The organism is Desulfocurvus sp. (assembly GCF_023230885.1).
In the GTDB taxonomy this organism is placed as follows: domain Bacteria; phylum Desulfobacterota; class Desulfovibrionia; order Desulfovibrionales; family Desulfovibrionaceae; genus Desulfocurvus.
The window spans coordinates 1-9,349 of the sequence record NZ_JALNWM010000131.1; the positions used below are offsets into that span (position 1 = coordinate 1).

Annotated in this window: 11 protein-coding genes and 1 pseudogene; all 12 read left to right on the forward strand. The window is 71.6% G+C overall.

Going from position 1 to position 9,349, the window contains the following annotated elements; all coding sequences use genetic code 11:
• A pseudogene (locus tag M0P34_RS10205) lies at positions 1-293 on the forward strand (hypothetical protein); the annotation flags it as partial.
• A 220-nt stretch (positions 294-513) separates the two neighbouring features.
• Positions 514-1,320, forward strand: coding sequence for a tetratricopeptide repeat protein (locus M0P34_RS10210; protein WP_291498811.1), 807 nt, complete (start codon positions 514-516; stop codon positions 1,318-1,320).
• Positions 1,321-1,401: 81 nt separating this feature from the next.
• A complete protein-coding gene (locus M0P34_RS10215) occupies positions 1,402-1,713 on the forward strand; it encodes a late competence development ComFB family protein (protein WP_291498812.1) in 312 nt (103 codons plus the stop codon).
• Positions 1,714-2,214: 501 nt separating this feature from the next.
• A complete protein-coding gene (locus M0P34_RS10220) occupies positions 2,215-2,712 on the forward strand; it encodes a hypothetical protein (RefSeq protein WP_291498813.1) in 498 nt (165 codons plus the stop codon).
• A gap of 150 nt (positions 2,713-2,862) precedes the next feature.
• Entirely contained in the window at positions 2,863-4,044 is a 1,182-nt protein-coding gene (locus tag M0P34_RS10225; RefSeq protein ID WP_291498814.1) for an aminotransferase class I/II-fold pyridoxal phosphate-dependent enzyme, read from the forward strand.
• Entirely contained in the window at positions 4,038-5,345 is a 1,308-nt protein-coding gene (locus M0P34_RS10230; protein WP_291498815.1) for a homoserine dehydrogenase, read from the forward strand. The genes M0P34_RS10225 and M0P34_RS10230 overlap by 7 nt, the downstream gene beginning before the upstream one ends.
• A 126-nt stretch (positions 5,346-5,471) precedes the next feature.
• Complete coding sequence (locus M0P34_RS10235) at positions 5,472-5,612, forward strand: hypothetical protein (protein ID WP_291498816.1); 141 nt, start codon at positions 5,472-5,474, stop codon at positions 5,610-5,612.
• 30 nt (positions 5,613-5,642) lie between these two features.
• Entirely contained in the window at positions 5,643-6,839 is a 1,197-nt protein-coding gene (locus tag M0P34_RS10240) for a cofactor-independent phosphoglycerate mutase (protein ID WP_291498817.1), read from the forward strand.
• A gap of 2 nt (positions 6,840-6,841) precedes the next feature.
• Positions 6,842-7,285, forward strand: a complete 444-nt coding sequence (locus M0P34_RS10245) for a thioesterase family protein (RefSeq protein WP_291498818.1) — start codon at positions 6,842-6,844, stop codon at positions 7,283-7,285.
• A gap of 301 nt (positions 7,286-7,586) precedes the next feature.
• Entirely contained in the window at positions 7,587-7,886 is a 300-nt protein-coding gene (locus M0P34_RS10250; RefSeq protein WP_291498819.1) for a two-CW domain-containing protein, read from the forward strand.
• 77 nt (positions 7,887-7,963) lie between these two features.
• On the forward strand, positions 7,964-8,776 hold the full coding sequence (locus tag M0P34_RS10255; RefSeq protein ID WP_291498820.1) for an amidohydrolase family protein: 813 nt from the start codon (positions 7,964-7,966) through the stop codon (positions 8,774-8,776).
• A 187-nt stretch (positions 8,777-8,963) separates the two neighbouring features.
• A complete protein-coding gene (locus tag M0P34_RS10260; protein ID WP_291498821.1) occupies positions 8,964-9,215 on the forward strand; it encodes a hypothetical protein in 252 nt (83 codons plus the stop codon).
• The last annotated feature ends 134 nt before the right edge of the window (positions 9,216-9,349 follow it).

Genomic DNA, 9,349 nt, shown 5'->3' on the forward strand with positions numbered 1-9,349 from the left:
CCGCAGCGCCCCTGGCCGCCCAGGGTCCCCAGGCGCCCCGCCCTCCCCAGGCAGCCCCGGAGCCCCCGGCCGGGCCCGGGCCGCTGCGGGCCGCCCCCGGCCCCGCGCCCGACTACCGCCACACCCCGTGGGAGGAGCTGCCCCTGGAGGCCCCCCCGGCCCGGACCGGGCGCCTCCCGGCCCCCCGCCCGGCCCGGGCGGGGCTGGGGGTGCGGCGCAGCCTGCTGTGGTTCCTGGTGGGCACGGTGCTGGCCGTGGGCGCCGTGTTCCTGCTGGGCATCCTCGACCCCTGAGCCGGAAGGAGGGCGCGGGCGCCCCCTCGCGGGCTTCGCCCGGCCGCCCGGCCCCCGGGCCCGGCGGCGCGGCCCCCGGCGGTGCGCCGCCCGCCAGGGCGGGCTTGTGCGCGCCGGGCATCCGGGCTATTATGGGCCCAAGGATTTTCCCCCGGCGCCGGACCCTCCGGCCCGGCAACCGCCCCGGCGGGCCGCCGCCCGGGCCAGCCAGCCGAGCGCCATGCCCCGCCAGAACCCGCCGCAGCAGCCCATACAGGGCGTGTTCTCCACCCGGGAGACCCGCAAGGTCGGCACCGGCCAGACCCAGCGCAAGGCCACGGTCAAGCAGTACTGGCTGGTGCGCCAGACCACGGCGGACCAGGCCGAGGCCCAGCCCATCAACGAACAGCTCGTGCCCGTGGGCCGCAAACGCATGGTGCCGCTGGACATCCTGCTCGAAAGCTTCACCCCCGAGCCGGACTTCTACGTCCAGCACCCCGGCGCCCCGGCCCCGGCGGGGGAGCTGGCCCGGGTCGCCCGCGCGCCCGCGCCCGCGCCCGAGCCCCTGCCCGGGCTGCGGGTGGAGATCGAGGGCTTCGAGCTGAGCGGCAGCCCCGAGAACGTGGAGACCAACGCCCGGGCGGGCTTCGGCCTGGGGCTGACCTATCTGCGGCGCGGCAACAAGGCCAAGGCCGTGGACATCTTCACCCGCCTGGCCGAGATGGACGCGCCCTTCGTGCCCGAGCACAAGCACATGTTCAACGACTTCGGCCTGTCCCTGCGCAAGCAGAGCCTGCTCGACCTGGCCCTCAAGCACTACCTGCGGGCCCTGTCCCTGGCCGGGGAGGACGACCACCTGCTGCACAACATCGCCCGGGCCTACTTCGAGAAGCAGGACCTGCCCAACTGCATCCGCTATCTCGAGGAATCCCTGCGCATCAACCCCGACCTCAAGCCCTCGCGCCAGTTCCTGCGCCATGTGACCCGGGCCCGGGGCGCCCGCAAGGCCAGGGCCGCCGCCCGCCCCGTCCGGCGCTTCGACTTCTAGCCCCCGGCCCGCGCGTCCTTTTTTCAATTTGAAATAGTGCCGCCAAACGGTTATCCTGCCCTTATATCCTCGGGGGTGGCCATGGACGCCAAGATCAGGGAACTCGTCGCGCGTTACGACATCGGAGACACCAGTCTCTTCTTCATCCGCAACCGCAACGAACGGCGGGTCATCGAAGCCATCCCGCGCATCCTGGGCGAAGACCCCGGGTTCATCCCCAACACCATCGACCTCCAGGACATCTACGCCCTGGCCCTGAACAGCCTGCCCCCGCGTTATGTGCAGCAGGGGTCCATCGTGCTGCGCGAGCCCGTGCGCCAGGACGAGATCGAGGACGCCGTGCGCTCGGCGGTGGCCCAGGTGCGCGCGCGGCCCAACTACCCCCAGGAGTAGCCTCCGCGCACAGGCGCAAGGCCCAGCAGGCCCACTCCCGGACCATCGGCCGCCTCCGGCGCGCCCTGGGCCGGGCCTGGCGCGAGGATCCGTTGCTCCTCGGCGCCCCCGGCCTCTCCCTGGCCGTGAAGACCGACCCCTTCCACTATCTGGCCGTGCATCCGGCCGTTCCGGAACGCCTGGGCCGCCGGGCCGCCGCGCGCGAGGCCCTGCTGCGGGCGGGCGCGGGCATGTGCTGGCCGTGGGCGCCGTGTGGGGCTCCCCGCCCCGGGCCAGGCCCCTGCGGCCAGCTTCGTGCTGGCCGGGTTCGTGGGCCGCGCCCTGCCGCTTTGCGCCGGCGGGACGCCCTGCCCGTCGGCGGCCGGCCTGCGCCTGCCGACGCGCGAGCGCCCCGCCCTGGACGCCTTCCTGCAAGGCAAGACGCGTATTGACAAAACAGCCTTTAGCCCTCAAGACTAGCCGCGACAGTACCTCACAGATCATCTGTTCTCCGAGGCATCCATGGGCCGCCGCCGCACATATCTCCTGCTGCTTGTCGCCGCCGTCGCGGCGCTGCTGGCCTGCGCGCCGCGCGTCCTCGCCCAGGCCGCCCCCCAGGGGCCCAAGGCCGAGGCCGTGGAAGACCGGCCCGCGGAGCCCGCCAAGCAGGGCTTCGTCACCCCCGTGGCCGTGGTCCACACCAGCACGGACCAGCTCGGCACGCGCCTGGCCTTCCGCCTCAAGGAGACCTTGAACGACTCGTCCCTGTTCGCCCTCTCGGCCAGCGACGAACGCAAGATCAAGGTCGTCCTCACCACCCAGCCCGAATTTCCCGGCCGCGAGCAGGTCGGTTCCGTCTATGCCGCCGTGTGGATCTATGCCGCCGACGAGGCCGTGCTCACGCATTACCTGGCCAGCGAGGCCGGAACCGTGGACGCCGCCACCGTGGACGCCGCCGCCCAGGCATTGGCCGGGCGAACCGCCGCCGTCGCCGAGAAATACGCCTACCTGTTCGAGTAGGCGGCATCCCCCCGCCATCCCGGTCCCCCCGGCCTGTTGCGGGGGGAAGACGACCCTGGTGCGATTTCCGCGCCCAAGGCCCCCGGGCCGGGGCGCCCAACCCGCATGCGCCCGGGATGGCGCAAAGACACACCGCCAAGGAGGCCCCCCATGCAACAGTTCCCCCGGGTCCACAGGCTGCCGCCCTATGTGTTCGCCGTGGTCAACGACCTGAAGATGAAAATGCGCCGCCAGAACATCGACATCGTCGACCTCGGCATGGGCAACCCCGACATCGGCACCCCCCAGCACATCGTCGACAAGATGGTCGAGGCCGCCCACAAGCCCATCAACCACCGCTACAGCGCCTCCCGGGGCCTGCCCAACCTGCGCAAGGCCATCTCCGACTGGTACCTGCGGCGCTTCGACGTGCACATCGACCCGGACCAGGAGGCCGTGGTGACCATGGGCGCCAAGGAGGGCCTGTCGCACCTGGCCATGGTCATGCTCTCCCCGGGCGACGTGGTCTTCGCCCAGGACCCGACCTACCCCATCCACCCCTACTCGGCCATCATCGCCGGGGCGGACGTGCGGCGCATCCCCACCAGCCCGGAGCGCAACTTCATCGAGGACCTGGAACTGGCCATGCGCCAGACCTGGCCCCAGCCCAAGCTGCTGATCATCAGCTTCCCGCACAACCCGACCACCCAGGTCGTCGACCTGGAATTCTTCCAGCGCATCGTTGATTTCGCCAAGGAAAACAACATCTACGTCATCCACGACCTGGCCTACGCCGACCTGGTCTTCGACGGCTACCAGGCCCCGAGCTTCCTGCAGGCCAAGGGCGCCAAGGACGTGGGCGTGGAGTTCTTCTCCCTGTCCAAGTCCTATTCGATGGCCGGCTGGCGCGTGGGCTTTTGCTGCGGCAACCGCGACATGGTCCAGGCCCTCACGCGCATCAAGAGCTACCTGGACTACGGCATCTTCCAGCCCATCCAGATCGCCTCGATCATCGCCCTGAACGGCCAGCAGGAGTGCGTGCAGGACATCGTGAACGTCTACAAGGAGCGCCGCGACGTGCTCTGCGAGGGCCTGAACCGCGTGGGCTGGGAGATCACCCCGCCCCAGGCGACCATGTTCGCCTGGGCGCGCATCCCCGAGCCCTTCCGCAAGCTCGGCTCGGTGGAGTTCTCCAAGCTGCTGCTGCGCGAGGGCCATGTGGCCGTGTCGCCGGGCCTGGGCTTCGGGCACTACGGCGACGACCATGTGCGCTTCGCCCTCATCGAGAACGCCCACCGCACCAAGCAGGCCATCAAGGGCATCAAGAAGGTGCTGGAGGGCGGCGCGTGCTAGCCAACCAGCCCCCCGCCGCCCCCCAGCGGCTGGACATCGGCCTGGCCGGGTTCGGCACCGTGGGCCAGGGCCTGGCACGCCTGGTCCACGAGAACCGCGAGTCCATCCTGCGCCGCACGGGCAAGGAAATCCGCATCAAGTCCGTGCTCATCCGCAGCGAGCACCGCCGCGCCGCCGTGGAGGCCATCGGCGCCCGCGCCGTCACCGACCACCGCCAGATCCTGGACGACCCGGACATCGCCGTGGTCTGCGAGCTCATGGGCGGCACCGGCTTCGCCCGGCGCTTCATGGAGGAGGCCATCGCCGCGGGCAAGCATGTGGTCACGGCCAACAAGGCCCTGCTGGCCGAAAACGGCATGGACCTCTTCGCCCAGGCCCGGGAGCGCGGCGTCCACCTGGGCTTCGAGGCCAGCGTGGCCGGGGGCATCCCCGTGGTCCAGCCCCTCAAGGAGGCCCTGGCGGGCAACCGCCTGCAGAACCTGCTGGGCATCCTCAACGGCACGGCCAACTACATCCTGACCGAGATGACCGACAAGGGCCTGGACTTCGGCACGGCCCTGGGCCAGGCCCAGAAGCTGGGCTACGCCGAGGCCGACCCGACCCTGGACATCCAGGGCATCGACGCCGCCCACAAGCTGGTGCTGCTCGTCCGCCTGGCCTTCGGGGTGGACTACCCCTTCGCCAAGCTGCCCGTCACGGGCATCACCGTGGTCACGCCCATGGACATCGCCTTCGCCCGGGAGTTCGGCTTCCGCATCAAGCTGCTGGCCCAGGCCCGGCTGGTGGACGGCAAGGTCGAGGCCGGGGTCTACCCGGCCCTGGTGCCCGAGGGCTACCTGCTGGCCTCGGTGGGCGGGGCGTACAACGCCGTGCGCCTGGAGGGCAACGCGGGCCCGGTGGTGCTGCACGGGCGCGGGGCGGGCGACATGCCCACGGGCAGCGCCGTGCTGGCCGACGTGATGGCCACCATCCGCCACGACGCGCCGGACAACCTGGGCTTCGTCGACCCCCGGCTGCCCGAGGCGGAAATCCTGGACCTGGACGACGCCGTGAGCGAGCACTATGTGCGCTTCATCGTGCCCGACGCGCCGGGCGTGCTGCGCGACATCGCCGGGGTCATGGCCGACCACGGCATCAGCCTCCAGCAGGTGATCCAGAAAAGCCGCAGCGACGCGGGCGAGGGCATCCCCCTGGTGTTCCTGACCCACGAGGCCACGGCGGACGCCATACACAAGGCCATGCGCCAGGTGGAGGCCATGGGCCTGACCCTGGGCACGACCATGCACTACCGGATCCTCTAGGAGCGCGGCGCGGCGGGCGGGCACTGGACGAAAAGGCCGCGAAAGGGCATCCTGGCCCGGACCGGCACCAACCAGGGCGGCCCGCCCGCCCGCGACCCCGCGCCCCCGGGCGCCGCCGGGGGGACCATGTTCCAGCACCTTTTGGCCACATTCATCCGCAAGGCCCTGCCCGCCGGACTGCCGGGCCCGGCGGCCGTCGTCGCGGTGGTGGCGGCGGTGCTGGTGCTGCTGGCGGCGCTGCTTGCGCCGCTGTTCCTCTCCCCCTGAGCGCACCCCCCAGGCGCGACGCAAGGCAGCATGACCAAACTCCTCTTCCTCGTGGCCGACGGCATGGGCGACTGGCCCGTGGCCGAACTGGGCGGACGCACGCCCCTGGAGGCGGCGCCCACCCCGAACATGGACGCCCTGGCCCGGCGCTGCGTGGCCGGAACGGCGCGCACCGTGCCCCAGGGCATGGCCCCGGGATCGGACGTGGCCAACATGTCGCTCATGGGCTTTGACCCCGCCGCCCACCACACCGGACGCGGGCCCATCGAGGCCGCCGCCCAGGGCCTGGAGCTGGACCCCGACGACCTGGTCTGGCGGCTGAACCTGGTGCGCGTGGCCGGGCACGGGCCCGGCGACGCCATGCTCGACTACTCCTCGGGGCACATCGACACCGGGCGGTCCACGCCGCTGGTGGAGGACCTGCAAGCCCACCTGGGCGACGCCGTGTTCAGCTTCGTGCCGGGCATCCAGTACCGCCACCTGCTGGTGCAGCGCGGCGGGGCCCGGGCGCCCGAGGCCGCCCTGGACATCCGCCCGCCCCACGACATCACCGGCCAGCCCCAGGGGCCGGACCTGGAGCGCTTCGCCTCCTCGCCCCGGCTGGCGGAGCTGCGCCGGGCCGCGGCCCGGCGCCTGGAGGCCCCCGCCAACACCACGCAGGCCAACGCCATCTGGCCCTGGGGCCAGGGCCGCCCGCTGCTGCTGCCCGCCTTCCGACAGACCTTCGGGCTGCGCGGGGCCGTGGTCTCCGCCGTGGACCTGGTGCGCGGCCTGGGCCGGGCCTCGGGCATGGAGGTGGCCGAGGTGCCGGGAGCCACCGGGCTGCTGGACACCAACTACCAGGGCAAGGTGGACGCGGCCCTTGAATTCCTGGCGCGCGGCGGGGATTTCGTCTTCCTGCATGTGGAGGCCCCGGACGAATGCGGGCACTCGGGCGTGACTGCGGACAAGGTCGAGGCCGTGCGCCGCTTCGACGAGCGCATCGTCGGCCCCGTGGTGCGCGCCCTCCAGGGCGAGGACGCTGCCCTGCTGCTGACCTGCGACCATTTCACGCCCCTGGCCCGGCGCACCCACACCCCGGACCCGGTGCCCTTCCTGCTGCACCACCCGCGCCTGGCCGACCACGCCCTGCCCGCCTTCAGCGAGGCGGGCGCCGCCGCCACGGGCCTGACCCTCGAACGCGGGCACGACCTGCTGCCCCACGTCCTGGAGCGCCTGCGAGGATGACCATGACCGACCCCACCGCCCTTCTGGGCCCGGACGGGTTCCCCCGGCCCGAGGCCTGGCTTGAGCACCGCGTGTCCTACGGCGAAACCGACGCCATGAAGGTGGTCTACTACGCCGAATACCTGCACTACTTCGAGCGCGCCCGCTCCCTGTTCATCCGGCGGCACGGCATGAGCTACGCCACGGTGGAGGAACGCGGCATCGCCCTGCCCATCACCGAGGCCACCGTGCGCTACAAGCGCCCCCTGCGCTACGACGACCTGGCCCTGGTGCGCGTGGGCATCAGCCAATGGCGCGGGGCCTCGGTCTGCTTCGTCTACGAGGTCCACTCCGAGGACCGCGCGACCCTGCACGCCACGGGCAGCACCCGCCACGCCTGCGTGGACCCCACGGGCCGCCCGGTGCGAGTGCCCGGCTGGCTGCGCGCCCTGTTCACCGCAAGCTGACGGCCCGACGGCGGCAAAACCGTCAAATCTATATTGCGGTCGGCAAAGTGGCTACAAAATGTAGCCAACAGGGGCGCAACGCCGTCCCGGCTTCACCCCGGCGCCACGCAGTATGCGCCGGGTAGCAAAAAAAATGCGTTCACGCCCGCAGATTATGCAGGCCATCCCTTCCAATCGATTTTCATATATGCTACCGCTGCGGACAAGCAGCAGCCCCAGCGAGGGCCACTGTTTCCCGGCGGTGCCCATGCGTGTCCTTTTATCAAGTATTTTCCGCACATTGCACACCCTGTTCCGGCCAATGGAGCTGTGGAACAGGCAGGGCCTGCGCACGCCCTGCTGGGCGTACCGCAACTGCGGGCGCGAGCCCGGGGGGCACAACGCGCGGGAGCTGGGGGTCTGCCCGGCGGCCGACGCGGACTACCACCACGGCACCAACTCCGGCCCCTGCGCCGGGCGCATCTGCTGGACCCTCGCCGACACCGACGCCCATCGCCGCTGCGGGGGCGACGCCATGCGCAGGCTCCAGGGCTGCATGAGCTGCGCATTTTTCAAGGCGGTCCGCAACGAGGAGGGCAGCGAATTCCAGGTCGAACCCTAACGCCGGGCCGTAAATGACTGATTGCGCAATCAACATCTGCTTGCGGCGCTCCCCGCTTTGGGGCAAAGCAAACAGCCATGCGCCTTGATGTCCATACCCACGCATTCCACCCCAAGATCGCCCACAAGGTCCTGGAGCAGCTGAGCGGCCACTACGGCATCGCCCCCGTGGGCGACGGCACCCTGGCCGACCTGCTGGACCGCGTGGCCCGCGCCGGGCTGGACGGCTGCGTCGTGCACAGCGCCGCCACCACCCCCGACCAGGTCATCCCCGCCAACGCCTGGGCCATGAGCATCCAGCGCGACAACCCCCGGGTCACGGCCTTCGGCACCCTGCACCCCGACTACGGCCCCTGGGAGGCACAGCTCGACCAGCTGGAGCGGGCCGGGGTGCGCGGCGTCAAGCTGCACCCCGACTTCCAGGGCTTCCGCCTGGACGACCCGCGCCTGGGGCCCATGTTCGAGGCCATGTCCGGGCGCTTCGCGGTGCTGGTCCATGTCGGCGACCGGCTGCCCCCCGAGCGGAACCCGTCCTGCCCCTTCAAGCTCATGCGCGTGCATGCCGACCACCCGGGGCTGACGCTCATCGCCGCGCACCTGGGCGGCTACCAACACTGGAAGTGGGCCCTGGAGTGCCTCGTCGGCAGCCAGGTCCACATCGACACGTCCAGTTCCCTGCCCTTCATCGACCCCCAGGACCTCGCGGCCATCTTCCGGCGCCACCCGCGCGAACGCATCCTGTTCGGCAGCGACTACCCCCTGTTCGACCCCGGCCAGGAGATGGACGCCCTGCAACGGGCCGCCGGGCTGACCCCGGCGGAGCTGGACGAGCTGCTCTGCAACGGCGCCTTCCTCGCCGCGCCGGGGCGCGACGCGGGCGCGCAGGGCTGAGGCGGCCCCGGGGGCTCCCTGGCGCGGCCGTCCACCACGCACCGGTCCGGCCTCCCGCGCCGCCCCCACGCACCGGCCCGGCCTCCCGCGCCGTTTTCCACGCGCCGCGCGCCCCCCGCTTCCCTCGCCGCGGCGTTGGTGCTAGGCTCCTGGAAAACGGGCTGCGCCCGCAACCACAGGAGACGCCATGAGCCCCAAGACCTACACCGTGCAGGGCACCTGCCCCGGCTGCGGCCACGACACCACCCTGGCCCTGGAAGCCAAGGACATGAAGGCCCTGGACGGCTCGCGGGCCAAGGCCCTGGCTCCCGGCCAGGAGCACCTGGCCCTGGCCCACTGCCCGCACTGCGGCCAGGACTACCCGGCGCCCATCTCCCCCGACACCTGCGCCGAATGGGACGACTTCTGCCGCGAGATACACCCCATCCAGGAAGTCTGAGGCCGCGAAAAGGGGCGCGTCCCCGCCAAAAGGACGCGCCCTTGCCTTGCGGGGCCGTTTTGCCGTATGCATGACGAGCCACTCGCCGGGCCGAGGTCCGGCGCCCCCAAGCCAGCGGCCCCAGCCCGGGCAAA

Excerpts from the sequence above, each read along its gene's own strand:
- M0P34_RS10255 (WP_291498820.1), top strand. The coding sequence starts at position 7,964 with ATGCGCCTTGATGTCCATACCCACGCATTCCACCCCAAGATCGCCCAC.
- M0P34_RS10260 (WP_291498821.1), top strand. The coding sequence starts at position 8,964 with ATGAGCCCCAAGACCTACACCGTGCAGGGCACCTGCCCCGGCTGCGGC.
- M0P34_RS10210 (WP_291498811.1), top strand. The coding sequence starts at position 514 with ATGCCCCGCCAGAACCCGCCGCAGCAGCCCATACAGGGCGTGTTCTCC.
- M0P34_RS10245 (WP_291498818.1), top strand. The coding sequence starts at position 6,842 with ATGACCGACCCCACCGCCCTTCTGGGCCCGGACGGGTTCCCCCGGCCC.
- M0P34_RS10250 (WP_291498819.1), top strand. The coding sequence starts at position 7,587 with ATGGAGCTGTGGAACAGGCAGGGCCTGCGCACGCCCTGCTGGGCGTAC.
- M0P34_RS10220 (WP_291498813.1), top strand. The coding sequence starts at position 2,215 with ATGGGCCGCCGCCGCACATATCTCCTGCTGCTTGTCGCCGCCGTCGCG.
- M0P34_RS10225 (WP_291498814.1), top strand. The coding sequence starts at position 2,863 with ATGCAACAGTTCCCCCGGGTCCACAGGCTGCCGCCCTATGTGTTCGCC.
- M0P34_RS10235 (WP_291498816.1), top strand. The coding sequence starts at position 5,472 with ATGTTCCAGCACCTTTTGGCCACATTCATCCGCAAGGCCCTGCCCGCC.
- M0P34_RS10240 (WP_291498817.1), top strand. The coding sequence starts at position 5,643 with ATGACCAAACTCCTCTTCCTCGTGGCCGACGGCATGGGCGACTGGCCC.
- M0P34_RS10215 (WP_291498812.1), top strand. The coding sequence starts at position 1,402 with ATGGACGCCAAGATCAGGGAACTCGTCGCGCGTTACGACATCGGAGAC.